At 38.8% G+C, this 26369-nt stretch carries 19 protein-coding genes and 1 riboswitch; of the genes, 10 read left to right on the top strand and 9 right to left on the bottom strand.

Annotated features, from left to right (window positions below; genetic code table 11):
• Nucleotides 1–61 precede the first annotated feature (61 nt).
• The gene (locus PH210_RS13545) at nt 62–967 is read right to left on the bottom strand and encodes a DNA-3-methyladenine glycosylase 2 (protein ID WP_289986105.1); all 906 of its coding nucleotides are present in this window, start codon (nt 965–967) and stop codon (nt 62–64) included.
• A gap of 3 nt (nt 968–970) precedes the next feature.
• The gene (locus PH210_RS13540) at nt 971–1534 is read right to left on the bottom strand and encodes a bifunctional transcriptional activator/DNA repair enzyme AdaA (RefSeq protein WP_289986102.1); all 564 of its coding nucleotides are present in this window, start codon (nt 1532–1534) and stop codon (nt 971–973) included.
• Nucleotides 1535–1859: 325 nt separating this feature from the next.
• Nucleotides 1860–1940, top strand: a riboswitch (glycine riboswitch).
• Between the two features lie 163 nt (nt 1941–2103).
• Here PH210_RS13540 and PH210_RS13535 point away from each other — a divergent pair.
• The 4 genes from PH210_RS13535 (at nt 2104) to PH210_RS13520 (ending at nt 6608) form a co-directional block, all read left to right on the top strand.
• Nucleotides 2104–3468 carry an amino acid permease gene (locus PH210_RS13535; RefSeq protein ID WP_289986101.1) on the top strand — a complete coding sequence of 455 codons (1365 nt, stop codon included), beginning with the start codon at nt 2104–2106 and terminating at the stop codon, nt 3466–3468.
• Nucleotides 3469–3719: 251 nt separating this feature from the next.
• Nucleotides 3720–4271 (top strand): DJ-1/PfpI family protein, encoded by a 552-nt coding sequence (locus PH210_RS13530; protein WP_289986098.1) that lies wholly within the window; start codon nt 3720–3722, stop codon nt 4269–4271.
• 125 nt (nt 4272–4396) lie between these two features.
• On the top strand, nt 4397–5683 hold the full coding sequence (locus PH210_RS13525) for a phytoene desaturase family protein (RefSeq protein ID WP_289986095.1): 1287 nt from the start codon (nt 4397–4399) through the stop codon (nt 5681–5683).
• Nucleotides 5684–5726: 43 nt separating this feature from the next.
• Complete coding sequence (locus tag PH210_RS13520; protein WP_289986093.1) at nt 5727–6608, top strand: RNA polymerase sigma-70 factor; 882 nt, start codon at nt 5727–5729, stop codon at nt 6606–6608.
• A gap of 124 nt (nt 6609–6732) precedes the next feature.
• Here the strand turns inward: PH210_RS13520 and PH210_RS13515 are convergent, their stop codons facing one another.
• Entirely contained in the window at nt 6733–8451 is a 1719-nt protein-coding gene (locus PH210_RS13515) for a sigma-54 interaction domain-containing protein (RefSeq protein WP_289986092.1), read from the bottom strand.
• Between the two features lie 443 nt (nt 8452–8894).
• On the opposite strand from PH210_RS13515, the gene PH210_RS13510 reads away from it, so the two are divergent.
• From PH210_RS13510 to PH210_RS13495, 4 genes are all read left to right on the top strand, one after another.
• On the top strand, nt 8895–10286 hold the full coding sequence (locus tag PH210_RS13510; RefSeq protein ID WP_289986090.1) for an amino acid permease: 1392 nt from the start codon (nt 8895–8897) through the stop codon (nt 10284–10286).
• 271 nt (nt 10287–10557) lie between these two features.
• Nucleotides 10558–12126, top strand: a complete 1569-nt coding sequence (gene pruA / locus PH210_RS13505; protein ID WP_289986089.1) for an L-glutamate gamma-semialdehyde dehydrogenase — start codon at nt 10558–10560, stop codon at nt 12124–12126.
• Nucleotides 12127–12207: 81 nt separating this feature from the next.
• Nucleotides 12208–13122 carry a proline dehydrogenase family protein gene (locus PH210_RS13500; RefSeq protein WP_289986088.1) on the top strand — a complete coding sequence of 305 codons (915 nt, stop codon included), beginning with the start codon at nt 12208–12210 and terminating at the stop codon, nt 13120–13122.
• A gap of 79 nt (nt 13123–13201) precedes the next feature.
• Nucleotides 13202–13456 carry a biotin/lipoyl attachment domain-containing protein gene (locus PH210_RS13495; protein ID WP_289986087.1) on the top strand — a complete coding sequence of 85 codons (255 nt, stop codon included), beginning with the start codon at nt 13202–13204 and terminating at the stop codon, nt 13454–13456.
• A 331-nt stretch (nt 13457–13787) separates the two neighbouring features.
• Here PH210_RS13495 and PH210_RS13490 read toward each other — a convergent pair whose 3' ends face one another.
• Nucleotides 13788–15785 carry a S9 family peptidase gene (locus PH210_RS13490; protein ID WP_289986085.1) on the bottom strand — a complete coding sequence of 666 codons (1998 nt, stop codon included), beginning with the start codon at nt 15783–15785 and terminating at the stop codon, nt 13788–13790.
• A gap of 363 nt (nt 15786–16148) precedes the next feature.
• Between PH210_RS13490 and PH210_RS13485 the strand changes: the two genes are divergently transcribed.
• Nucleotides 16149–17240: a low temperature requirement protein A gene (locus PH210_RS13485; protein WP_289986084.1), complete on the top strand. Its 1092-nt coding sequence runs from the start codon at nt 16149–16151 to the stop codon at nt 17238–17240.
• 58 nt (nt 17241–17298) lie between these two features.
• Here PH210_RS13485 and PH210_RS13480 read toward each other — a convergent pair whose 3' ends face one another.
• Complete coding sequence (locus PH210_RS13480) at nt 17299–18840, bottom strand: class I adenylate-forming enzyme family protein (RefSeq protein WP_289986082.1); 1542 nt, start codon at nt 18838–18840, stop codon at nt 17299–17301.
• A 192-nt stretch (nt 18841–19032) separates the two neighbouring features.
• On the opposite strand from PH210_RS13480, the gene hprK reads away from it, so the two are divergent.
• A complete protein-coding gene (gene hprK, locus PH210_RS13475; RefSeq protein ID WP_289986077.1) occupies nt 19033–19968 on the top strand; it encodes an HPr(Ser) kinase/phosphatase in 936 nt (311 codons plus the stop codon).
• Nucleotides 19969–20078: 110 nt separating this feature from the next.
• Here the strand turns inward: hprK and PH210_RS13470 are convergent, their stop codons facing one another.
• The 4 genes from PH210_RS13470 to PH210_RS13455 all read right to left on the bottom strand — a co-directional run bounded on the left by PH210_RS13470 (nt 20079) and on the right by PH210_RS13455 (nt 26200).
• Nucleotides 20079–23111: an efflux RND transporter permease subunit gene (locus tag PH210_RS13470; protein WP_289986076.1), complete on the bottom strand. Its 3033-nt coding sequence runs from the start codon at nt 23109–23111 to the stop codon at nt 20079–20081.
• A 254-nt stretch (nt 23112–23365) separates the two neighbouring features.
• Nucleotides 23366–24808, bottom strand: a complete 1443-nt coding sequence (locus PH210_RS13465) for a L,D-transpeptidase family protein (protein WP_289986074.1) — start codon at nt 24806–24808, stop codon at nt 23366–23368.
• Between the two features lie 271 nt (nt 24809–25079).
• A complete protein-coding gene (locus PH210_RS13460) occupies nt 25080–25535 on the bottom strand; it encodes a CBS domain-containing protein (RefSeq protein ID WP_289986071.1) in 456 nt (151 codons plus the stop codon).
• A 44-nt stretch (nt 25536–25579) separates the two neighbouring features.
• Nucleotides 25580–26200: a TetR/AcrR family transcriptional regulator gene (locus tag PH210_RS13455; RefSeq protein ID WP_289986069.1), complete on the bottom strand. Its 621-nt coding sequence runs from the start codon at nt 26198–26200 to the stop codon at nt 25580–25582.
• Between the last annotated feature and the right edge of the window lie 169 nt (nt 26201–26369).

The raw sequence follows: 26369 nt of genomic DNA, 5'->3' as shown, positions 1-26369 counted from the left end.
AATAAAACTAAGGTAATGGTTAGTCATTTAGATGAAAAAATGACTCCTTTAAAGATGTATCTCATTCATATAACGATCTCCAAAGATAAAAGGTAGCATACGCTTGCCAGCCATCCCAATTTTCAGCGAATTCTTTTATTTCTTCTATGGCAGGTTTTCTCTTAAAACCTAATAAACTTTTTAATGCATTATGAAGGCCGGCATCTCCGATTGGAAAGGAAGTGTTGTAGTTTAAACATTTCATCATCACATAATCCGCAGTCCATGCTCCAACCCCTCTGAACTCGGTCAATCTTCTTTTCACTTGATGATAATCCTGATTCAACAATGTTTCCTTCGACAGGTCCCTGTTCTTCATGGCCTTAGCGATGCCAATGATATATTCAGCCTTCCTTCCAGTAAACTGGAGTTTCTTTAAGTCCTCAACATCAATGGAAGCAATTTTTTCAAATGAAGGGAATATCCAAAAGGTATCCCCATTAAAAGTGAGACTTTCTCCAAATCGCTCAACAAAACGTTTTTTTAATTTATAAGCAAATGTTAGATTGATTTGTTGGCCAATTACAGCCCAAATTAGCGATTCAAATAAATCAGGAATACCTATAATCCGCAGACCGTAGTATTTATTGGAGATTTTACTTAAAATACGATCCTTGGCGGCCATTTCATAAAACCCTGCCAAATCTTGACCTAAATCAAGCCATTCCCAAATGTATTCAGCAGCTTGTTTTCGAGATTCTTCAGAAGGTGTACTTATGGGGAATTCAACGATGATGGAACGATTATTATATCCAACTTTCAACAAAATGAAGATTTTATTTACTTTAATCAGCTTATATACAGATCCGTCCTTAATTTGATGTAGCAGTTCTAGGCTGGATCTGCTTAAAAATACTAAGCACTCGTTAAAATTGAATTCCTCGGGAGGATAGATTTCAACGTAGGTCTCAAAATCATTCCAGTTCATTTTTTAATGCCCCTTACTATTTTTTCTATATTCACTAGGTGAACAATTTTTTAAATTGCGAAATGCCTTGTAAAAATTAGAAGGACTCTGGAAACCAACCTCATAGCATATCTCCAGGTTGGTTAGATCGGTAAATTTAAGTAGATGCAGGGATCTGTCTATCCGTATTTTTTCTAAATAGGTGCGTGGAGTTTCCATTGTTTCTTGCTTAAATATCCGTTCAAGATAATAGGGACTTAGACCGACAAAGTCCGCTATATCCTTTAATACGAGATTTTGTTTATAATGATTGACTAAAAATGTAATAACATCTTTCACAAGTCCCGTATAAGGTGAATGCTCCACTTCAGGCTGGCATCTTTTGCATGGTCGAAACCCAGCCTTTTCAACTTCCTTAATATCGAGGTAAAACTCAACATTTATTTTTTTGGGTTTTCTAGATCTGCAGGATGGGCGACAATATATTTTTGTAGTTTTCACGGCCGTAAAAAATAACCCATCATATTTTCGATCACAGGCGATAATTTTTTCCCACATTTCTTCAAATGAAAGATTGATTTTACTCATAATCTTATCCTTTCCGTTTCTAGCCTAGTCCTAATATAAATGAGATGGTATCCTTAAACCTCATTTTAACAAGAAGGGTAAAGTGATTTCGTCCTGATTCTTGCTCTTATGGTCTAAGAGAAATGGGCATTAACAACATTGAATGAAAAGCATGAGCCTGGAAACCAAAATTTAGGTGATAATGTAATCAGCCATTAGATTAATTTTAGTTGTTGACACATTGTAAGAATACTATTAAAATTAAAAATTATTCAACAATAGTTAAACTCAATCAAAAAAATGAATAATTTCGCAAGCTATGATTGCTATGGATCGAACTATAGCAGGAGCAGCTTCTGGAGAGACCGCAGGAATACCGCGGCGCCGAAGGGTTCATAATCTCAGGCAAAAGGACAGAAGAGTACTAAATATTATTTGATATGCTGACAATCGTTAGCGTAACAAATATTATTTATTATTCTTAGACCTAATAGATTGGAGGAACTCCAGTCTCTTTTTTTTATTGAGTTTACTATTTTGTTCAACGTTTCACATGAAACATTTTTAATCAATTTGAGAGGGAGATAGAAATGGAACAAAGAGAATTAAAGCGAAATTTAGAAAATCGCCACGTGCAGTTAATCGCCATTGGCGGCACCATTGGAACCGGATTGTTTTTAGGGTCCGGCAGAGCCATTCAGTTGGCAGGGCCATCTATCATACTTGCCTATTTAATCGTTGGAATCGCTTGTTTTTTTGTGATGAGAGCGCTTGGTGAACTGCTGCTGTCTAAAGCGGGCTATCAATCTTTTACTGACATTGCCGAAGACTATCTCGGTCCGCGGGCCGCGTTTGTCACCGGATGGACCTATTGGTTTTGTTGGATTATGACAGCTATGGCTGATGTGATTGCAGTTGGTGTATATGTTCGTTATTGGTTTGATATCCCACAGTGGATACCTGCGATTGCTTGCTTAATTATTTTATTAGGACTGAATCTATTAACGGTGAAGCTTTTTGGAGAATTGGAGTTTTGGTTTGCCTTAATAAAGGTCATTACCATTGTCGCCTTAATTGGTATTGGGGTCGTATTGCTGGTGATGGGATTCAAGACAGAGGCTGGAATGGTTTCAATTTCGAATCTTTGGAACCATGGCGGGCTATTTCCAAATGGGGTCTCGGGTTTCTTGCTTTCCTTCCAAATGGTTGTCTTTGCTTTTGTCGGTGTGGAATTAGTGGGGGTATCGGCAGCGGAAACAGCTAATCCGAAAAAAAACATCCCGTCTGCGATTAACAAAATTCCGTTACGAATTCTATTTTTCTATGTTGGTGCCTTGATCGTCCTTTTATGCATTAATCCTTGGACGCAACTAAATGCAGCTGAAAGTCCTTTCGTTAAAACGTTTAGCTTGGTCGGGATTCCGATTGCGGCAGGGATTATTAACTTTGTCGTCTTAACTTCCGCCGCATCTGCTTGTAACAGCGGGATGTTCTCCACAAGCCGGATTCTATTTAATTTAAGCAAAAAGAATCAGGGGCCAGCTAACTTTGTGAAGTTGAACAAAAATCATGTACCAAGTAATGCATTAATGATTTCTACGCTTGTTTTAACGGGAGGAGCTCTTTTAAGTAAACTGATCCCGGAGCAAGCTTTTGGAATCGTGACAACCATCAGTGCGATTTGTTTTATTTGGGTTTGGGGTGTCATTCTCATTTGTCATGTAAGGTATAAGAAAACACGTCCCGACTTACAGAAAAAATCAACTTTTAAAGCACCATTTACACCATTTATGAACTATGCTGTGCTAACTTTGTTTGCTGCGATTCTCATTATTATGCTGTTCGCTCAAGCTACACGCACAGCCTTATTGTTGACGCCACTTTGGTTTATTCTATTATTTGTATTGTATTCATATAGAAGTAGAAAAGATAAGGATCTAAAATTTACGGCATAGAATTCAACAATCGATTTGTGCTTGCAACTGATGTGTGATATGTCGGGGGCAGGCATTTTTTCTTTGTGTTATCATCTATTACTCTCTAATTATTTTCAAGCACCGCAATCCGAGATTGGAATTGCACCTTTATCCTGTTTAAGCTACTTTTTGTCCGATAATTATTTTTGGATTTAAGGAAATTAAAGGAATTATTAAGAATATATAAATATAGGTACTAGCCTAATATTTTAAGAAAGGGAGTCGTTAAGGTGTCAAAAAAAGTATTAATCCTGGCAGGAGATGCTGTAGAGGCATTGGAAGTTTATTACCCGTATTTTCGTTGTCTTGAAGAAGGCTACAATGTGCAGATAGCCGCACCATCAAAGAAGAAGCTGCAAACGGTAGTACATGACTTCATTGGATGGGATACTTATACGGAAAGTAAAGGATACTTAATTGAAGCACAGTTAGCTTTTGAAGAAGTAAATCCGCACGAATTTGACGGCCTGATTATTCCAGGTGGAAGAGCTCCGGAATACATTCGCTTAAATGAAAATGTTCCAAGAGTGGTCGCTCACTTTTTTGAATCAAATAAACCTGTAGCGGCGATTTGCCATGCAGGTCAGGTGTTAACAACCGTGCGCCAATACTTGGAAGGCCGTGAATTAACCGCTTATATCGCCTGCAAGCCGGATGTGGAAGCGGCTGGGGCAACCTTTATTGAAAATCACCTCCATGTTCAAGGCAATCTCGTTTCCGGACACGCATGGCCGGATCTTCCGGGTTTTATGAAAGAGTTTATAAAATTATTAAACCAATAAGACTGAGAAGAAGCTCGTAGAGGAATTTATTACTCTACGAGCTTTTTAATTTTGTTTATGTTGTCACAAAAAAACAGCCTCCTCCGTCTTGTTAATGAAAACCATATTGAAATGGAGGAAATGATGTGAAAACGTATGATGCAGCCATTATTGGCGGGGGGCTGGCTGGATTAACAGCTGCTATTGATTTGGCAAAGGGAAATAAGTCCGTCGTATTGATAGAAAAGGCAAGTCAGTGTGGAGGCCGGGCCATGACAATTGATAAAAATGGAGTATTGTTAAACTTGGGTGCACATGCCCTTTATAAATCGGGCCCTGCCGAAAATATATTATTAGAATTAGGGATTAGGATAGATGGGGGAAGTCCGTCGGCAAAAGGAACAGCCATTTGGAAAAACAAGGTAGTATCCCTTCCTCATTTGCTTTGGACGGAGCTTTCTTGGCCAGGAAAAGTGGAGTTCGGTAAAATCATGCTTAAGTTAAAAAAAATGGATACAAACACACTGGAGATCATGACTTTAAGAGATTGGGCTGAAAAAGAAATTCACAGCCCCATGGTACGCCATATCTTCTATGCCTTATGCAGAACAGCTACGTATACACAAGATCCGGATTATCTATTAGTCGGTCCCGTTCTTAAACAGCTGCAAAGAAGCATTACAAATGGTGTTTTATATGTAAATGGAGGCTGGCAAACGATTGTAGATCAATTGAGGGAGCTTGCCATAATATCTGGCGTTGAAATAATGAATGACAAAAAGGTTGTTGAAATTGAATACGATCAACAAGTAACAGGAGTTATTTTTTCAAACGGTGAAAAGATTTCTACTGCTAATGTCATCAGCACTGTTTCACCTGGAGAATTATACCGCCTGATTCGAGGTGCGGAAAAAACCTCCATCCTTACATGGAAAAACCAATCAAGACCAGCGATGGCCGCCTGTTTGGATCTATGTTTAAAAAAGCTTCCGGTAGAAGGGCGGAATGTATCTATCGGCATCGATCAACCGGTGTTTTTTACCAATCAATCCAAGTATTCTCGATTAAGTGACAATGGGTCACTCGTGATGCATTTAGTGAAATATAATGGAGCAGCCGGAGGTGATCCAATCGAGGATCAAAAATTTCTTGAAGCCACCATGAGCATGCTGCATCCTGGTTGGGAAAAAGAGGTTGTGGCCAAACAATATTTACCCAATATGACGGTGGCAAATGACTATTTGCACATGGCCAGGACCGATCGGTTTCCCGGCCCAGTTGTTCCGGAGATTGACGGACTATATATTGCAGGAGATTGGGCAAGTCATGGTGAGTTTTTAGCAGATGCAGTAATGGATAGTGCACGAAGAGCATCTTTGACGGTTTTAAAAGATCTGGAAGAGCAAAAAAACAGGCCCTTGCCTATATCATGATTGCCTGAATAAATGATGTTTTTATAGGAAGAAGGCATGTACGATGGAAAATATTGAGCAGTTATATTCCGAATACAAACCATTGTTGTTCTCGCTTGCCTACCGCATGCTTGGGAGCTTGATGGATGCAGAGGATATTATTCAAGAGGTATTTCTGACCATAAATAAAGGGATTCCTAAGGATATCCAAAACATAAAGGCCTATTTATGCAAATCTGTGACCAATCGCTGTATTGATCGATTAAGATCAGCAGCTAACCAGCGAGAGGTATATACCGGGCCATGGCTGCCTGAGCCTCATGTCATCGGAGATATGGCCAAAGACCCATTGGAAATTTATCTTCAAAAAGAATCCATTACAACCGCCTATTTATTATTGCTTCAGCAAATGTCGTGGGTGGAAAGGACTGTCTTTCTATTAAGAGAGGTTCTTCAGTTTAATTATGAGGAAATAGCTGAAATCGTTGGAAAAAGCAGCATCAATTGCCGTCAAATCTTTCATCGGGCAAAGCAGGGATTAGACAAGAATGCCTTGGAGATTATGAAAGAAAAAACACAGGATGTCCAAAATCAAACCAAAAATGTAATAGAAAGATTTGTGAACTTATTAACCTCCGGAGATACAGAAGGCATTAAAAATTTATTGGTATCTGAGGCCACTTTGATATCCGATGGTGGTGGAAAAGTAAAAGCAGCTCTTAGGCCTATTTATGGTTCAAATCGAGTTTGTACGTTCTTAGAAGGGATTTTGAAAAAAGTGCCTGAAGGTTTTTCTTTCAAAATCAGGGAAGTCAATGGAGTACCAGGAATCGTTTCCTATGTGAATGGTCAGCCGCTTAATGTGATTTCCTTTCATTTAGTTGAAAATAAAATTGTTGCCATCTATCTTGTTGCAAATCCAGATAAGCTTGGACATGTTCATTGAAGAGGAAGCTTTTTTCAAGAATAAAGAGGCTGACAGAAACACGATATTACTCGTGTACCTGTCAGCCTTTATTTAGCTGTTCCTGTACTTCTTATTACAAGAACCAAAATAGTTATTCCTGTTTCTAACTATTTGAATCTAGTCCAAATTCTTTAATTTTATTGTATAGAGTTCCTCTTGATATACCAAGTAACTTTGCTGCTGCACTTTTGTTTCCATACGTTTTGCGTAATGCTTCTTCGATCATTAAGGGTTCATCTTTAATAGTTAGGTCATTGTTCTTAACTAATGGCTCATCTGGGCTTGATACATCATTTGTGTGTATAGACTGGGAGAAGGTAATGATCCCTCTTGGAAGATGTTCAGTTGTAATTATTCCATCGTTGAGCAGGATAAAACGTTCTACAACATTTCGAAGTTCTCGCACATTTCCGGGCCAATCGTAGTTAAGTAAAGCTGTCATAACCGCGGGGGCAATATTCGGCATTGTTTTTTTGTACTTTATGGTAAATTCACGAATGAATTTTTGAACCAACTCTACAATATCTTCCATGCGTTCACGCAATGGAGGAATATCAATTTTGATTACCGATAATTGGTAATACAGATCTTTATGAAAATGACCTTCCTGTACCAATTCATCTATTCTAGGTGAAGCTGAGGCAATAATACGTGTTTGGGTTTGAACAGATTCAGTTGCCCCAATACGAAGGAATGATTGATGCTCCAAATAATCAGAAAGTTTTACTTGAATGTCAAACGGCATTCGATCGATGTCGGTAATGAACAAGGTTCCTCCGCTTGCTTGTTCAAGTTTGCCAGCTTGCCCTACTCGTTCTTCATTCGTAAAAGCTTTTCTTTGATATCCAAACAATTCCACTTCTAAAAGTCCGGAAGGAATAGATATGCAATGAACAGATAAAAAAGGCGCGTTCTTTTTTAAACTGCCATAATGGATAGCCTGTGCCAGCATCTCTCTCCCAGAACCGGGTTCACCCATCAATAGGACAGGGACTTCAGCAGAAGTTGTTTTCTGTGCAATTTGTAACGCTTCTTTTATCTCAGGACTAACCCCAATGATGGAAGAGAATGGTTTTTCAGGATGGACAAGCTGGGGCATCGAACCATACAATTCTTCATTGAGCCGAACAATTCGAGTAATATCATGTTCCGTTGCAACTCCTCCAATTATCGAATTATCTTGGATGATTGGCGAAGCGTTTATTAAAACATGCGTATTACTGTCAGGACGATGATAAGCTTGTCGAACAGGGAATCCTTCGTTTAAGATCCGATGTAACACGACATCTTCCGCCTCAAAATAATCCCCGATTTTCCGGCCAATAATATTTTCACGATTGATTCCGTACGTTTTTTCGGCAGTAGTGTTCCAACAAATTACTTTACCTTCTTGATCTACCGCTGTAACTGCATCATTAACGGTTTCTGCCAGTGTGTGAAAATATGCTGTTACTTTTTTGTTTTCAACTTGAAGGGTCTGAATCCATTCTTCAGCGGTTAAAATGCCGATAATTGCTTTCCTCTCAACATTCTCTATTAGAACAGGACGTCTCCAATCTGCTTTGGAATCAGGAATTTTTGACATTGTTAAGACAGTTGAAGGAATCCATTGTCTTTCTTTAAGAAAAGAAGCTGCAGACATAGTCTCGGGGCAAGATGTGATTAAATTTAATTCACTATTCGTAATGGTATAATGTACTTTCTCGGCAATAACGATGACAAAATGAAATTGCAGGAGCATGTTTTTTAGTTCCGCTAAAGCTGTTTGAGGCCCGGTCAATATAAAGGAGTCATCTAAATTGATCTGTCCACTTTTAAACATATAAAATTCCCTCTTTATAATGCAGTGATTTTAATCAATGTATCATATTTGTATAATATTATCTAGAATTAGAACAATAGAGTGAACATATTTAAACAGATTTGTCTAAATGGATGAGTCTGTAGATAAGTTGTACTTCAAAATAGTCCAATCTAATTATATTTTAATTTGTAAATAAAGTTAACTATTTATTTTTGAAAATACTAAATTGTCAAATAGTTTAATAAAATTAAACAATGTTGTTTAATTTTGAATTGAAATTGACAAATGTGAACATAGGTGTGTAAAATACGAATAAATAAAATTTTTGAAAAATTCGAATAGAAAGTGGAGGGCAAAGGGATTTGTAACATGACCATTTGTAAAAATTAGAAAACGCTTCCAAAGCTAATACTTTTATTTTAATGAAATTTAACAAGTATTTTATAAAGGATGTGTAGGAGATGAATCATCAGCAAACGGAGTTAAAGAAGGATTTGAAAATTCGCCATATTACCATGATTTCTCTGGGAGGAATTATAGGTGCCGGCTTATTTGTTGGAAGTGGATCACTCATCAATTCAGCTGGACCGGCTTCAATTTTTTCATATGTATTCGCAGGGCTGCTTGTGATATTGGTCATGCGCATGCTGGGTGAAATGTCCATCGTGAATCCTTCTATTGGTTCTTTTTCCACGTATGCCCGAGATGCATTGGGACCATGGGCTGGCTATACCATCGGCTGGTTATACTGGTTTTTTTGGGTCATTGTCATAGCTGTTGAAGCCATTGCGGGTGCAAACATCATTCAATACTGGTTTCCTTCTTGGCCATCTTGGGAGGTCAGCCTTGCCCTTACGTTTTTATTAACTCTAACAAACTTATATTCTGTTAAATCATTTGGCGAGTTCGAGTACTGGTTTTCGCTTATAAAAGTAGTGAGTATCGTCCTGTTTTTGATTCTCGGAGGGGCGATTATATTCGGGTTTATACCGGGGGTAGATTCACCTGGATCCTCTAACCTTCTACATAGGGGAGGATTTATGCCCAATGGAATAAGTTCCATATTTTTGGGAATTGCGATTGTCATGTTCTCTTTTATGGGGAGTGAAATTGTAGCGACTGCAGCAGGAGAAACACAACATCCTGAAAAAGCCATTAGAGTTGCAACAAACAGTGTTATTTATCGAATCTTAATTTTTTATCTGGGTTCCATTTTTGTGCTAGTGACGGTTCTCCCATGGGATTCTCATACCCTATTAAAAAATCCGTTTGTTTCCGTACTTGAGCTAGTAAACATACCTGGTGCTGCTCAAATCATGAACTTTATTGTGTTGACAGCCGTACTTTCTTGCTTGAATTCGGGTCTGTATACGAGCTCGCGTATGTTGTTTGCCATGGCAAACAGTGGTGATGCCCCTCGTGTGTTTTTAAAGGTGAATAAGAAGGGTGTGCCGGTTTATGCAATCCTGGGATGTACCGCTATATCCTATATTAGCGTGTTTTTTAATTACCTTTCTCCAGATAAAATATTTCTCTTTTTAGTGAACGCTTCCGGGGGTGTGGCACTTCTTGTTTATTTAGTAATTGCATTCTCCCAACTTCGTCTGAGAAGAAAATATGAAAAAGAAAACCCTCAGGCGTTGAAATTAAAAATGTGGTTATTTCCTTATTTGACATACGCGACTATACTTGCGATCACGACTATTTTTATATTTATGGCATTTATTGACTCATTGCGTTCACAATTTTATTTAACGGCACTTATTGCTGTGCTTGTTGTCGGTTCATTTTTTCTTACCAAGAATAAACAGCAGACGAATGTATTACAAGATAAAAAGAAACAAGCTATCTAGTAAATAGTATGAAAGCCTCGAATTCATTAAATTCGAGGCTTTTTTATGCGCTGTTATGATTCTAGTCTTAATAACAATTAATTGATTAATCGATACCAATAATTAAACATAAGTGTTCAATTTACTTGTTTAATTAAACAGTATTGTTGCGAAGGTGAAAAATTAAACATTTTTTTAAAAAATAATGTACAAAAGTGTTAAATCTCATTTATAATACAGTTATATTTAATATTGAAAATTTTCCAATAAAAAATAAAAGGGAGAGAATCATATGATCACAGAATATAAGAATACGATTAAGCCATACAAACATGAACCATTTACTGATTTTTCCATAGAAGAAAACAATCAGGCGTTTGAAAAAGCCTTATGGTTAGTCCAGTCTCAATTAGGTCAAGAGCATCCGCTTATTATCGGAGGCGAACGAATTAAAACAGAGAAACAGACGATCTCCATTAATCCTAGTAATAAGGAAGAAGTAATCGGCATTGTTTCTAAAGCGAATAAAGAGTTGGCAGAAAAAGCGATGCAGGCCGCACTTTCTACATTTGAAACGTGGAAAAATCATGACCCGGAGGAAAGGGCGAATATTTTATTCCGGGCAGCAGCTATCCTTCGTCTCCGCAAACATGAATTCTCGGGCTATCTTGTGAAAGAAGCCGGAAAGCCTTGGAAAGAGGCTGATGCGGATACAGCAGAAGCGATTGACTTTCTTGAATTCTATGCCCGCCAGATGATGCAATTAAAAGATGGAGTACCAGTAAACAGTCGCGAGGGAGAAAGTAACAAGTTTCAATACATACCACTTGGAGTAGGTATTATCATTTCGCCGTTTAACTTCCCACTAGCGATTATGGCAGGTACGGTGACGGCAGCGATTGTTTCGGGAAACACCGTCCTGCTTAAACCATCAGACAATACACCGGTAGTGGCAGCAAAATTCGTGGAAATCATGGAAGAAGCAGGACTTCCTCAAGGAGTAATAAACTATGTCCCAGGAGAAGGTTCGGAAATAGGTGATTACCTTGTTGATCACCCAAAAACCCGCTTCATCTCTTTTACAGGTTCTCGTGAAGTCGGCTGCCGTATTTATGAGCGGGCAGCAAAAGTACATCCGGGTCAAATTTGGTTAAAGCGTGTGATTGCCGAAATGGGAGGAAAAGATACAGTAGTCGTTGATAAAGATGCCGATTTGGATTTAGCAGCTTCATCGATTGTTTACTCCGCTTTTGGATTTTCTGGACAAAAGTGTTCAGCAGGTTCCCGTGCGGTGGTCCATAAGGATGTTTATGATGAAGTCCTTGAAAAAGCAGTTTCGTTAACCAAAACATTAACCGTTGGAAGCCCAGAAGATGCAAATACCTATATGGGTCCGGTGATCAGCCAGGCTTCTTACAATAAAATCATGAAATATATCGAAATTGGCAAGGAAGAAGGCAAATTGATGACGGGTGGGGAAGGCGACGACTCCAAAGGGTACTTTATTCAACCGACCATCTTTGTTGATGTTGATGAAAATGCACGTCTCATGCAGGAAGAAATCTTTGGACCGGTACTCGCTTTTTGTAAGGCTCGGGATTTCGACCACATGATGGAAATTGCAAATAATACAGATTACGGTTTAACAGGTGCTTTAATTACCAACAATCGTGACCATATTGAGCGGGCAAAACAAGAATTCCATGTTGGAAATCTTTATTTCAATCGCGGCTGTACAGGGGCGATTGTCGGATACCAGCCATTTGGAGGATTTAATATGTCAGGCACGGACTCTAAAGCAGGCGGACCTGATTACCTTATCCTGCACATGCAGGCGAAAACAACCAGCGAATCACATTAAAAACAGGTAGGCAGCTTTTTTAAGCTGCCTATTTAAAAAAATATTATAATATCAGGATTCATTGACTTAGGAGGATCATCTATGTTGGCAGAGGTTTCAAAAAATGTTTTCCTTTACGCCTCCCAAAGTAAGGGATTAAATAAAGCAGCAAAAAAATGGGGCCTTCGATTTGGAGCTTCCCAAGTTGTGGCAGGGGATACGATTGAAAGTGCCATTAAAAAGGTGGAAGAGTTAAATAAAAAAGGTTTGGTCTGCACACTGGACCATTTAGGGGAATTCGTTTCAAGCAGAGAGGAAGCAATTGAGGCAACAGAATATAATGTAAAGACGCTGGAAGCCATGGCAAAAGCCGGAGTGAATAGTAATTTGTCTGTTAAAATGACTCAGCTGGGGCTGGACATAGACCGGGATTTTTGCGTAAATAACATGCGCAGAATTCTTGCGGCAGCAAAAAAACACAACAATTTTGTCCGAATCGATATGGAAGATCACGCGCATTGTCAAATTACACTAGATATCCTGAGTGAATTACGCCAAACGTACGATAATGTTGGAACCGTTATCCAGGCCTATTTATTTCGGGCCCACGAGGACGTAAAAGAGTTAAAGGGAATTCCTCTTCGTTTAGTAAAAGGAGCATACAAAGAATCTCCTGAAGTCGCCTATCAAGAAAAAGAGAAGGTAGATGAAAATTATCTAAAAATCATTGAAGAGCATCTGCTGAGCGGAAGCTATACGGCGATTGCTTCCCATGATCACCAAATTATTGCCAAAGTGAAAGAATTCACACAAAAAAACAATATACCGCGAGATCAATTTGAATTTCAGATGTTATATGGATTTAGAACAGACATGCAGCTTAGCCTAGTTCAAGAGGGATACAAAATGCGTGTTTACATACCTTTTGGAAATGATTGGTTTGGCTATTTTATGCGCCGGTTAGCAGAAAGACCGCAAAATGTGGCTTTTGCTCTAAAGGGGCTCCTATCCAAGTAACTGTACCGTATCAAGATAAAATGCGGAAACAATAATTTAAGACCCTTCCATTACTCTTTTGAAAGAGAGGTTTTAATAATTGAAAGAAGTTATAGAAGCTATCTATAGTCCGTGTTGCGGGAAAATCGAAACCTTATTTGTTGACCAGGATTCTTATGTGTATGAATGGGAAAAGTTAATCTTAATTCATACAGAAGATCACAAAAAAGTAGAGGTCAGGGCTGGTGTAAGTGGTCATATTGTGTCATTGGAAGTAACTGAAAAGCAAAATGTCACTCATGAAACGTTATTAATAAAAGTAAAGGATGACCTGTTAATAACTGGAAGTGAATGATGAAAGAGTATAACTGTTAATGCCCCCTCCCTAAATTCCGGTGCCTGTCACGCCCGAAGTTAGGGAGGGGGCACTTTTTTCACAAAAGGACAGATGAGTTTTATATCTAGTAAATGTCGTTAATCCTGAAAATTATGTAGTAAGTTTCTGAAAATATGTCGTAAGTGGCCTAAAATATGTAGTAAGTATCTGAAAATATGTCGTAAGTGCCCTAAAATATGTAGTAAGTTCCTGAAGAAACGATGACGCTCCAAATTATATCCATTAAATGTGGTTGTTTTCGACGAATAGACGAATCCCATCTGGTGCACAGATGGGATTATTAAATACCTTATTTCAGCCGATCATCAAACCACCCAATTAAATGTTTTAGACGCTCTAAACGGTGCTTTGGTTTTCCAGAGCGTGAAAGGTCATGGTTTTCATCCGGGAAGCGGACGAACTTTGTTTCCACTCCCAAACGCTTAAGGGCAATATACCATTGTTCTGCCTGCTCCATTGGACAGCGTAAATCCTGTTCACTGTGCAGGATTAATATCGGAGTTTTAACATTACGAGCATGGTGGATAGGGGAAAGCTTTAATAACTTCTCGGCATCATCCCATAAATCAGCATGTCCGTGCTGCCATTCCGTGAAGAAAAATCCAATATCACTCGTTCCGTAGAAGCTGTGCCAATTACAAATACTGCGCTGCGTAACGGCTGCTTTGAAACGGTCTGTACGTGTGACGATAACGTTGGTCATATACCCGCCGTAACTGCCTCCCGTAACAAATAACTGGCTGTGATCGATATAATTAAAGTTTTCTAATGCATAATCTACACCAGCCATAATATCTTCATAATCCATTCCGCCGTAATCACCGATAACGGCATTGACAAAGTCATGACCGTAGCCTTGGCTTCCTCTAGGATTCGTGTAAAGGACTACATAGCCTTTTGAGGCCATTATCTGCATCTCGTGGTGAAGACCATTTCCATATGCCGTTGCCGGCCCGCCGTGAATCTGAAGGATCATCGGATATGATTTCCCTTTCTCAAACCCAAATGGCTTTAAGATCCAGCCTTCAATATCCCAGCCATCCGTGCTCTTGTAATGGAAATTTTCCGGAGTACTTAAATGAACCTGGTTATATAGCTCCTGGTTCCAATCCGTTAACTTATGAACGTTATTCACTTGGTTTAAATCTTGAATGACTAAATCTCCTGTTGAATGAGGAGCAGCGAGAACAAGGACTGCTTGATCATCACTGACGATATCATAAGAAGTGACGGTTGCTATGGAAGGGGATAGGGCAGCCGAAACCTCCCCATTCAGAGTTACCTTAAATAACTGACAATCGCCGCCAACTGTAGCAGTAAAGTAAATGCTAGAACTAGTGTGGTCCCATATTAATTGAAACTCCGCTGTGTCATACTTCGCATCAACACCTACCAGGTTTCCGATTGAGTAGTCAAAGCCCTCCGTTAAATTTGTTAATTTACCTGTTTCCAAGGAAAACAGGAGGACATTTGTATTTCCTTGACTTCGTTCACCACGTGTATGGCCAGCAATCGACAGCCATTTACCGTCTGGTGATACCGAAGGGGAGCTTATATATCCATTTCCTTGATAGAAAAGGGTCTCTTTCTTTACATCCAAATCATATTTCCAAATAGCCGGGAGGTAACCCCACTCTGTATCTTCGGCCTTTGTTCCAACATAGAATAAGCTTTTTCCATCTGGAGAGAAACGAGGCTGAGTAAAATCATGCTCTCCCTCTGTAATTTTCGTATAAGATTTTGTCTCCATGTCAAATAAGTAAACATGCTTGCGGTCGTTGTTATAAATACCAACTCCGTCTCCTTTATAACGAAGTCTTGTAATTACCTTCACATCACTTTTTTCTTCCTTCTTATCTTCGTCCTGATCAGAGGTATGCTTTAATTCTCCGTTAATAGTAATAGCCAGCTGTTTTCCATCTGGAGACCAGACAAATTCACCAATCCCTTGCTTTACGTCTGTTAGTTGAAGCGCTTCACCGCCATCCATAGGTAAAAGCCAGACTTGATTTTTTTCGGTGCGGTTTGAACGGAAGGCAAGCTTGCTGCCATCTGGTGACCACTTTGGAGAAGTGTCATTTACTAAGCTCTCCTTTGAATAATGAGAGGTAAACTGTCTGCCTTCATCTTTTAAAGATGTTACATAAATATAAGAATAGTAGCCATCTTTTTCTTTATCTACATGAGTCAGGACATAGGCAGCTTTGTCTTTGTTAGGTGAAACCTGAGGATCTCCGACAAACTTAAATTTACATAAATCTTCCGCCGTAATCGGACGCTTCGTCATGTTTTATCCCTCCATTATGTACTTGCTATAAGTCTATCTTAACATTTCGATAATCGAAGTAAATGAATTTTTTGTATTTTCATAATAGTTATGCGAGAGGAGGGTTCCGCTTGCTTTTTTTGAAAAAAACATTATTTCTACCAAACTTGTACTTTATTCCCCAAGAAATGATTAGATTCTTATTAATTTTACATTCTTCGACTTGTCCATTGTCGGAATCGAAACAATAAGCCAGACTTGAATTCCCGGAACAAAATATTTATCTTTATAATTAGTTGTAAAAAATTGGAGTGATGGAAATACGAAATGGATGGAATAGAAAAATCATATAATAATTTATTAGGGGATAGGAAGGAGTACAGAATGATAGAAAAGAAAGTTACATGGTTAGAGCTTTTTTATGATTTGTTATTTGTGGCGGCGGTTGCGTCTGCAACCCATGTTTTACTTCATGTTGAAGATGGATATATCCATTCAGAGTATTTATTTAAGTTTGTGTTAATTTTTATTCCTATCTGGTGGGCTTGGGTAGGGCAGACCCTGTTTGTAAACCGGTTTGGGGAGGATTTATTTCATCAACGACTATTTTTAATAGTACAAATGTTTTTTGTTCTAATTATGACATCAAGCTTATCAGTCGATTTTGATCAATATTATCTTTCTTTTTTAATTGGTTATATTGGCTTAAGAGCAGTGACAGCAATCCAATATCTTGTTGTCCAGCGTAAAGAAGAGGGATTTCGAAAAAAAGCAGCACGATATTTGGGAAGGTATTTTTGGATTGGAATCATTCTTTCATTATGCTCCGTCCTTTTTGATTCTTGGCCTCGTTATGCTGTGCTATATGCCGGTATTATTATCGATATTATGGTTCCAATTGCCGGACGAAAGTATTTAGTAAAGGTGCCCACAAATACAGCACACTTATTAGAGCGATTTGGTCTATTTACCATTATTCTCTTTGGTGAAGCTCTTGTCAGCACCCTTGCGGTAATTCAGCCTAAACAAGGAAATTGGAATTCAATAGGCTTTTCGGCCATTTCATTTATCCTAATCATATCGATGTGGTGGCAGTATTTCGATAATGTGGAGAAGAAAGTAGACAAGTCGCTCCAAACGATCGGCCAAACCATTATTTACGGTCACCTGTTTATTTTAATGTCTTTGAGCATGATTGCAGCATCCATCAGGCTAATGTTTTTAAATGAAATCCATTATTCATATATCCTGTATTTCGTCTTTTCTTCTGTATTGCTCTATTTCCTGTCAACTACTTTTGTTTTCCACCAATATAGACATGTGCACCACAGATTGAAAATTTATCATTTAGGGTTATTTTTAGGGATTTTAGCCGTCTTTTTTGCTATTAATCTAATTGTAGTAGTACCATATATTGTGGTAATAGGGGAATTAACTCTGTTTTTTGTCATCTATGCTAAATTAACTACCACTTGAATTTTACAAAATAAAGACTTTGGGCTAGTTCCCAAAGTCTTTAAGATTATGAAGATATTTATATTTTTATTTGCTGCTGTGCCCAAAATTTAGAACGTAATTCTACCTTTAGTATTTTTCCAGAAGGATTGCGCGGAAGCTCGTTCAGAAAGTCGACGGACTTCGGCTTTTTGTAGCTTGCCAATCTTCCATCGCAGAAATCGATAACGTCCTGTTCGGTTAAAACCACGCCTTCCCGCGGAACCACAATGGCTTTAACGGATTCTCCCCAAACGGGATCGGGAACGCCGATTACAGCTACATCAAGGATACCGTGATGGGAATAAAGAACTTCTTCGATTTCCCTCGGATAAATATTCACCCCGCCGCTTATGAGCATATCCTTTTTACGGTCAACGATGTAATAGTAACCTTCCTCATCCCTTAATGCCATATCTCCAACGGTAAAATAGCCGTTCCAGAAAGAGGCTTCATTTGCTTCCGGATTATTATAGTATTCATCCAAGAGGTAAGGAGCTTTTATATATAACTCACCGACCCCGCCATTTGCAACTGGATTCTTATTTTCATCTAATATTAAGCATTCAACCAGCGGGAAAGTCTGGCCAACACACCGATCTTTCCTGCGGATGTCCTTCGGTTTAATGTTAAGCGTAATAGCGCTCTCTGTTGATCCATAGAATTCATGTAAATCTACATCGTTAAAAAATTCGAATACATCCAATTTTGTTTGAGTCGGGAGAGGGGAACCTGCAGAAATTAACACCCTCATCGAACTTGAATCATACTTGGATTTCGTTTCGTTGTTAAGATTCACTAGGAAGTTAATCATTGTAGGTGCCATAAATGTATTTGTAGCTTTGTGCTTTTCGACATCCATAAGGAATTGCTCAGGGCTGAAGGATTCCTCAATGACAAGGGTCCCGCCGACAATTAACTGCGTCATCAAGAAAATCCAAGGTGCAGCATGATAAATCGGGCCAGCCACGATATGGACATCGGATTCATCAATTTTATATTCATATGCCGCTGTCATCCCGGTGAGCATGCGGGAACGATGAGAAATTACTACGCCCTTCGGTTTACCAGTCGTACCGGATGTATAACCGAGATATAGGGTGTCCGTTTCATCTACTTGGATGTCTGGTTCATCAGCGGAGCCTCTGGCTACAAAAGATTCATATTCTATTAAACTGGCAGAGGTAGCGCCATCGACCACCACAACGGTATCCAATTGAGGCAAGTTAGGAAGCAGCTTTTCTATTTCTCCAGCATATTCAGCCGTTGTAATGAATCCACGGCTCTCAGAATTTAATACGATATATTCAATCTCAGAACCTATTAATCGGAAATTGATCGGGACAATGATGACTCCAATCTTGGATAATCCGAGGATAATTTCAATATAGGCGGAGTGGTTTTTCATCATAACGGAAACTTTATCGCCCTTCTTATAGCCAAGAGATAAGAAAGCGCTTGCAATTTGGTTCGCACGTTTATTTAACTCACCGTATGTCCGTTGTTTATCTTTAAAAATAACTGCAGGTTTATCGCTGTACTTGTCCGCATTTTGCTTCATAATTGATCCAAATGTAAGCATTTTGAGCACATCCTCTCCAAAGTGAAAAAAGTCTGAATCTTCTTATATTTAATATTGTACAATATCTTCCAAGTTGATGCAAGGTAACGGCTTTACTGCTGCAAAACCAGAAGAAACTGTCAATCTGTTTTACGATTCCAATAAATTTAAGTATAATGCATTATAAAAAGTTGATAGGATGGAGGGGATTGGGTGAAGAAAATAACCGTTGAAAACCTGATTCAAAAGTTTTCATTGAAGGTAGTGGCCGGTGAAAATCAACTGCAGAAAATGATTACGCAATCACGAGTGCACCGTCCAGGACTGGAATTTGTCGGTCATTTTGATTTTTTTCCAACCGAACGAGTTCAAATTCTAGGAAAAAAGGAAATTACCTATTTACATAAATTAAGTCATGAGGAACGTAAATTTCGAATCGGAAATATTGTTCAATATCAACCGCCATGTTTTATCGTTACGGCAGGTGAAGAAGGGCTTACCTATTTAAAGCATCATTGTAATGAACAGGGGATTCCCCTGTTACTAACTAATCAGCCTGAGACCACTTCAGAGTTTATCATTAAATTGGATGCCTATTTGATAAAGGAATTGGCACCGGAAATATCGGAGCATGGAGTTTGTATGAATGTATCCGGTATAGGAATTCTCATTCGCGGCAATTCGGGGGTAGGGAAGAGCGAGACCGCGCACACATTAATTCGCCGAGGACACCGCCTGATAGCGGATGATATGGTTGTCCTAAAGAAGCTGAGCCCGCAAACCATTCTAGGGACTCATGATGGAAAAAACAAGGAATTCTTGGCACTAAGAAGTATTGGATTGCTGAATGTGGTTCGCTTGTACGGCCGCAAGGCTTTTCAAGATGAAACACGAATTGCTCTTGATATTCATTTGAAGAAGTGGGAAAAAGATGCCTTATATAATGATTTGGAACAGGAATTTCACTATACCGACTATATGGGTGTTAAAATTCCTTCCCTTGAAATCCAACTTCAGCCTGGACGTGATGTCGCAGGACTAATTGAGGCAGCTGCAAATAACTGGTATTTGAAGCAGCAAGGCTACAGCGCAGCAGAAGAGTTCATGAGCAGGATTGAGGCTGATATTTCGAATTCGGGTATGAATTAACTTTTAACTTTTATTGGAAAAAGTTAAGATTTAACGAAAGAAGCACCTTCCTTGTAGTAAGTGAGGTGCTTCTTCGGTTACAAAAAATTGAACCTATTCTAAATTGGGTATTATTGATCTAATGTACCTGTTACTTGGTTAGCTTGCAGTCTTTGTTTTTTGGCTTTCCGGAAATGGAATAATTCATAGAATGTCGGAATTACAATCAGCGTCAAAAGAGTCGACACGATCAATCCGAAGATAACAACAACAGCAAGTCCCTTTGAAACAAGATTTAGGCTCATAGCCGATTCATGCGCAAACAAAAGCGGCAGCATGGCAAATACAGTTGCAAGTGCAGTCATTAGAATCGGCCGTAAACGTACCGTTCCTGCTTCCAAAATCGCTTCGCGAATACCCATTCTTTCTTCATTTTGACGGATTCTGTCAACCAGCACGATGGCATTTGTTACCACAATCCCAACGAGCATCAGCATTCCGATTCCAGAAGAAATATTGATGCTGGAGTGAGTAATCACCAGTCCTAAAAGCGAACCGATGGCAGCAAGCGGCAACGAGATCAAGATGGCAATGCTGGCCCGGAAAGACTTTAAGGTAACAAGCAGAATCATAAACACGATTCCAATTGAGAACATGGCAAGTTTAGCGAGTTCACCTAATTGATCGGATGACTGCATGGAAGAACCAGTAAGTTCTGCGCTTGTTCCTTTTGCAAACGTATTATCGTTGCTCCAAGTTACAAGCTGCTTCTGAATTTTGCCGGCCACGTCCACCATTTTGTCTGGGATAACTTGAGCGGTGACTTGTAGATAATGATGTCCGTCCTTGGTAAAGATGGTACCTTGTTGTTTGCTTTCTTCAACCTTCGCTATGCTTGATAAAGCAACAGGCCCATTTGGCGTTATAAGCTGTAGATTTTTTAAATCGTCCGCCGTTTGAATCTCTTTTAGTGCCCCCAATTTTACGGCAGTGGTTCTTCCATCCATTTTGATGTTTCCGATTACAGCAGGCTGAATCATCGCATTAATCGCCTGGGAGATTTCCTGCGCATTTGCAACTTTTGAATCCACCTGAATGGTAATGGTTGGCTTTGTATTTTGATCATTGCTTTCTACTTTTTCCACACCATCAATGTTTCCTATTTTTTCCTTTACAATATCCGCCGCTTTTTTAATGTCATCATCATTTTTTCCAATGACGTCAACGGAAACAGTCGTTTTATTGGTTCCCATCAATCCAGCTGTGTCAGCAGTCAGCTCCGCACGTGGAAACTGATCTTTTGTCTTTCGGATGTCTTTCACGAATTTGGCTGAATCGGTCCCCTCTTCAGGAAAAACCATAATTCGAACTTCATTAGCAGCTTGCAGATTACCGTATTGTGCAGCATCCTCATTAACTCCTGCTATTGTGATATGGGTTTTTACTCCCTCTTTTTCTGAAAGAATGCTTTCCATTTTCGCAACACCTTCTTGCATTTCGCTAAATGGAGTTCCGTTTTGATAGCGAAGACTGATTGCTATGTAGGCGGAATCCTTTTGGTCGACAGACCCTTTAGGCATGCTCACAAATAACCCGACAGACCCGGCCACAACAAGCACTGCGATGGTAATTGGCAGCCATTTATGGTTAAGCGACCATTTCAACAGTGATGGGTAGAAGGAATTCTGCTTGTGTTCTTTCACCTTTACCTTTGCCATCATACGGGCGCTGAGTGCTGGTACCACTGTCAGTGATACAAGCAGTGAAGACAGTAATGAACAAGTGATTGTAATGGCAAACGGGGCAACAATATCTCGTAAACCTCCAGAAACAATCAGCATTGGAAGGAATACTGCCACCGTTGTGAGAGTGGATGATGTAATCGCTGCTCCGACTTCTTTTACCGCCTCTACCAGAAAGGCAGGGGTAAGTTCATTATTGTTCCTTCTTCGGTAAATATTTTCTACTACAACGATGCTGTCATCCACTAGACGACCGACTGATACCGCAATTCCTCCGAGTGTGAGGATGTTTAAAGTAACGCCAAAGAAGGAAAGTAGAATCATCGTTATGCAAAGTGAAAGTGGAATGCTGACAATCGTGATTAGGGTCATTCTAAAACTGCGAAGGAATAACCAGATTATGAGCGTAGCAAATAGTGCTCCGGTCAATACTTCCCTTGTCATCGAATTAATGGAATCAAGAACGGTATCCGCTAAGTTCATCACAATCGTTGCTTGCAGTGTTCCTTTGTAGTCGTTATTTATTTTTTTAACCGTTTCTTCTACCTGTTTTCCAAGGGTTACAGCATTGGAAGTGGAATCCTTCTGTATGACGACATCGATAAATTGCTTCCCGTTCAAATGGGTGATGCTTTCCGTATCTTTTTGCATGGAAATCTCGGCAACATCTTGCAGTTTGGTGTTACTGTTTAGCTGGATGTTCTTGAGCTCATCAAGTGATTCTAATTTTCCTGTTACGATAATGTTTGTTGCTTCGTTGTTTAGCGTTTGTTCGCCCATCGCAACAGAGGCATTTTTTCCTTGAAGCAGAGTGTAAAGTTTTTCTAGCGGGAATTGTGCCGCCGCTAATTTGGCGGGATCGACTTTGATTATTACTTGTTGATTTTTTCCGCCGTTAACGATAACATTGCCGACACCTTTTAGGTCTTGGAACATCGGCATAATCTCGTTTTCTACGATATTTAGTTCATTATTGCCAATCTCCTTATCAAAGGTAAGACCTAATTCCACTATTGGAATTTCAGATGTGTTGAGGTTGACTACGTATGGTTTCATGACCCCATTAGGGAGATTGACCATCGAAATTCTTTCTTGTATTTGCTGTTTTGCTTCTTTTACATCGATGCTGGATTCAAAGGTGACCGTCAATTGGGTAAAATTATTCCCTGTTTGGGCTACTACATTTTGTTTTCCTTTAACGCCGTTTATTGCTTTTTCAATTGGCTGTGTTACCTGTTCATCCATGCTTACAGCATCGATGCCGTTTCCAACGACTGAAATGGTAACGTATGGCTGATCAGCCGAGGGCATTAACTCCATTGGAATAGTAGTGTAACTGAAAATACCGAAAATCATGGAGGCAATTACAGAAAAAGCTAATGCGGCTTTGTTCCGTAACGCCCATTTAGTAAACCAAGTCATAAAGTACCTCCCTAGTGCTAAAGTATTACAAACAGGTAAATTATAACTTTTTTATCACATATTGGATATAGTGTTTTTCTAAATTTTACAAAAAAAATAATTTTCATAGTAAAAGTGCCTGTCACCATCCGCATTCTATCGAATTCTTCGACATTATTCGGGACGGAACAGGCACTGTTTTTAATTGTATAAAAAAAGACTTTGGGTTGTTTCCCAAAGTCAATATTTTTATTTATGGGACGGCCTCCCATATCCTAATAAACAACAACAGGCTCATAGGTGCTGAGATTATCATACACGGTTTTCATTATGCTTGGCGGAGTGTTGACACAGCCGTGCGATCCTGCCGCAAGATAGGCTTTACTTCCCCAATTGCCTCGCCAGCTGGCATCATGGAATCCTTGGCCATCATTTGTAAAAGGAGCCCAATAATTAACATCTACCTGATAAGTGATTTTTCCATTTTCTCTGCCGGTTAGCACGGCAGGTGTCTGCTTATAGAGAATATACCACACTCCTGGTGATGTATCATGATGGGTACTATGTGTGCCAGTAACGACATTCGTTGTGACGACTAATTTTCCGTTTTTGTAAATCCAAATTCGCTGCTCTGCAATGGAGACCTCTGCATACGAACCACCGATACCATTGTTCGTAATCGCTTCATATCCGTAGCCTTCACCTTTCCAGCCATTTCCGTAAATATTAGCGGCGGCAACCGATTTCTCTCCCTTTTCTAAAGCTTCCATAATACGTGGTACTTCTTTTTCAACATCTATGGCCCAGCCATAGCCTTTACCTTTAACCGATATCACCGAACCTGAATGAGTTTTAAATGAGAAATTCTTATTTAAGGTGGATTGGGAATTGTTAATTTCAGCGATCTTATCCTTTATAACACCCGCATCATTAATCTTAATCTGCAAATCTTTTGAAATAGAAGCATTTTTAATTAAGTCGCCCGTCTTTAACGTAAAAACTTTATCCTGCACTTTATAATCGACGGTCTGAGCAAGGAATTCTTCCAGCCTTTTCTGTTGATTCTTGATAAACTCGCTGTCTTCTTTAATTGGCTGTATGTATACTGGATTGAGACGAATTTCACTAATATATTCGTGCTTTTCGTAGTCCTTTAAAAGACTAGTGACATCATATTGCTCTCCGCTAATGCTGTTAGCGACAACAATTTTGCCTTGGTCCAAACGAACCACCGCATCCTGTGGCGCTTTTAAAGCCTTATTCATGGCTATCAGCTTTTCTTCCACCTGTTTTTTCAATGTCTGGTTTCGAAACTGATCCTGACTGCGGGGAATTAATGAATAAGTTTTAGTTTTTGAAGAAGGAAAAAACGTCCACTGGCTCTTTAATAATTTTTTGACATCGGGAAGATCCTTTTCCGCAAATCCCATCTTTGTATCTGTTCCATCTAAAATCTGTTGATTTCCAACAAATACTACATTTTTTAATACGGTTGTTTTTAATTTTTTTAGTGCCTGCTCTGCCGTCATTCCACCGACATTGATGTCATTAATTTTGATTTCTGAATTGAAGTGGTTTGCCTGATAGTAGCTGCCTGCCGCAATGATGAGTGCGATAATAAAGATGATACTTGCTGTGATAAACTTCCAATTAGCATACCACTTAGCTGGATTTACGCGTTGTTTCTCAATTTCTTGAATATTTACCGTGCTCTCCATAAAGATTCCCCCCATATCTGATCATCCAGCTATTAACATCTAAAAGCTTTGAACTAATGATGCATCATATATTACCTAATATTTAGAAAAGATAGTAAATTATACTACAATTGTACTAAATGTCTTGATCGAATATTGTCGGTTTTTGTGCCTGCTAAAATTTTATATTTCAATCAATAAATGATAAATTTGAAAATTAAAGGCACAAAAGAGATTTCAACGCATAAAAAAAGGGCTGCAGATTGATCTGCAGCCTTTCCTATTTGAGAAGTTAAAGCACTGTTCTAAAGGAATGCCTAATGACATCGCCTCGGCTAATGATTCCAACTAATACTCCGTTTCGCTCAACAGGTAGTTTTTTTATTTGTTTGTTTCCTAAAATGGAAGCGATGGTTTCTATGTCTTCATCCCAGGACACTTTATAAACCTTTCTTTTGGCAATGCTCATTACATTTAATTCTAGCAGCTTTCGGATTTTTTGCTCAAAATCTTCTTGATCATCATGGATAACGGAAACGAATTGGAGGGAATTAATGAATCGATACTGATGTTTACCGATATACCGCATGATATCCCCATCACTAATATAGCCAACCATTTCATTTCTTTCGTTGACTATTGGTAGTCCACTGATACGTTTTTCAATGAATTTTTCGATTACATAACGAACTGTGTTTGTTTCCTTTACTTTAATCACGGGGGTGATCATTATCTCATAAGCTTGCATCACTCACCATCCTAAACACTAAGATTTGTTCATTTATCTCAAGTTTATTTTGGTTCCTTATAAAATCCTTTTTTAAGTAATTCAATCTCCAACAAAAAGGTTTTCATAACATCATTAATCTGCAGCTCCTTTGCAAAAGCATGGATCAGATTTTGAAACGACACAGCCATCATCATTTTGAAGATGTGGTAAATTTCTTCCTCATTCGTTACGTTTAAATTTCCGGGGTTTATATTGGTAATAATTTCAAAAAATCTGCTTTTTCTTTTTTCCTCATACATATTCTGGGTAAATGCTTTTTCGACTTTATAATTCATATTTAAAAAGGCATTTTTAAAATATTGCCGATTTTCTGGTTCCTCAAACATTATGAGAATGCCTTTAAACCAATCAACTATGGTTGCAAAGATATCTCCATTGTTCATTTTCATGGTGGAAATCAGCCGCTCGAAATTCCGTTGGGAATGCTCATGCAGTAAAAAGTAGAATATATCTTCTAAACCGTCAAAATATTGATAAAAGCTTCCCCGAGGGATACCGGCATCCTTGATTATATTTGAAATCGACGCTTCATATAAAGGAACCCTCGAAAACTCCTTCTTAGCAGCATCTATTAATGATCTTTGTTTTTCCGTTGATAAATTAAAAAAGGTTGGCTTAGGCATCTATTAACTCCTTTTATCATATGATAAGGTGTCATAAAATATTTATATTCATGATAATTTACCTATATTCATATGTCAATATTCCATATGACGATGTGTCATATTATTTATTGACGCTTAAGGATTCTCTCTTTATAATTTATTCCTGAAAGTGCTGTGCCCTATACAT

The sequence above is a fragment of the Paenibacillus sp. BSR1-1 genome (genome assembly GCF_030403775.1).
GTDB lineage: Bacteria > Bacillota > Bacilli > Bacillales > Cytobacillaceae > Neobacillus.
This window is presented reverse-complemented; position numbering and strand designations above follow the sequence as displayed.

Excerpts from the sequence above, each read along its gene's own strand:
- PH210_RS13545 (WP_289986105.1), bottom strand. The coding sequence starts at position 967 with ATGAACTGGAATGATTTTGAGACCTACGTTGAAATCTATCCTCCCGAG.
- PH210_RS13540 (WP_289986102.1), bottom strand. The coding sequence starts at position 1,534 with ATGAGTAAAATCAATCTTTCATTTGAAGAAATGTGGGAAAAAATTATC.
- PH210_RS13535 (WP_289986101.1), top strand. The coding sequence starts at position 2,104 with ATGGAACAAAGAGAATTAAAGCGAAATTTAGAAAATCGCCACGTGCAG.
- PH210_RS13520 (WP_289986093.1), top strand. The coding sequence starts at position 5,727 with ATGGAAAATATTGAGCAGTTATATTCCGAATACAAACCATTGTTGTTC.
- PH210_RS13515 (WP_289986092.1), bottom strand. The coding sequence starts at position 8,451 with ATGTTTAAAAGTGGACAGATCAATTTAGATGACTCCTTTATATTGACC.
- PH210_RS13510 (WP_289986090.1), top strand. The coding sequence starts at position 8,895 with ATGAATCATCAGCAAACGGAGTTAAAGAAGGATTTGAAAATTCGCCAT.
- pruA (WP_289986089.1), top strand. The coding sequence starts at position 10,558 with ATGATCACAGAATATAAGAATACGATTAAGCCATACAAACATGAACCA.
- PH210_RS13500 (WP_289986088.1), top strand. The coding sequence starts at position 12,208 with ATGTTGGCAGAGGTTTCAAAAAATGTTTTCCTTTACGCCTCCCAAAGT.
- PH210_RS13490 (WP_289986085.1), bottom strand. The coding sequence starts at position 15,785 with ATGACGAAGCGTCCGATTACGGCGGAAGATTTATGTAAATTTAAGTTT.
- PH210_RS13485 (WP_289986084.1), top strand. The coding sequence starts at position 16,149 with ATGATAGAAAAGAAAGTTACATGGTTAGAGCTTTTTTATGATTTGTTA.
- PH210_RS13480 (WP_289986082.1), bottom strand. The coding sequence starts at position 18,840 with ATGCTTACATTTGGATCAATTATGAAGCAAAATGCGGACAAGTACAGC.
- PH210_RS13470 (WP_289986076.1), bottom strand. The coding sequence starts at position 23,111 with ATGACTTGGTTTACTAAATGGGCGTTACGGAACAAAGCCGCATTAGCT.
- PH210_RS13465 (WP_289986074.1), bottom strand. The coding sequence starts at position 24,808 with ATGGAGAGCACGGTAAATATTCAAGAAATTGAGAAACAACGCGTAAAT.
- PH210_RS13460 (WP_289986071.1), bottom strand. The coding sequence starts at position 25,535 with ATGCAAGCTTATGAGATAATGATCACCCCCGTGATTAAAGTAAAGGAA.
- PH210_RS13455 (WP_289986069.1), bottom strand. The coding sequence starts at position 26,200 with ATGCCTAAGCCAACCTTTTTTAATTTATCAACGGAAAAACAAAGATCA.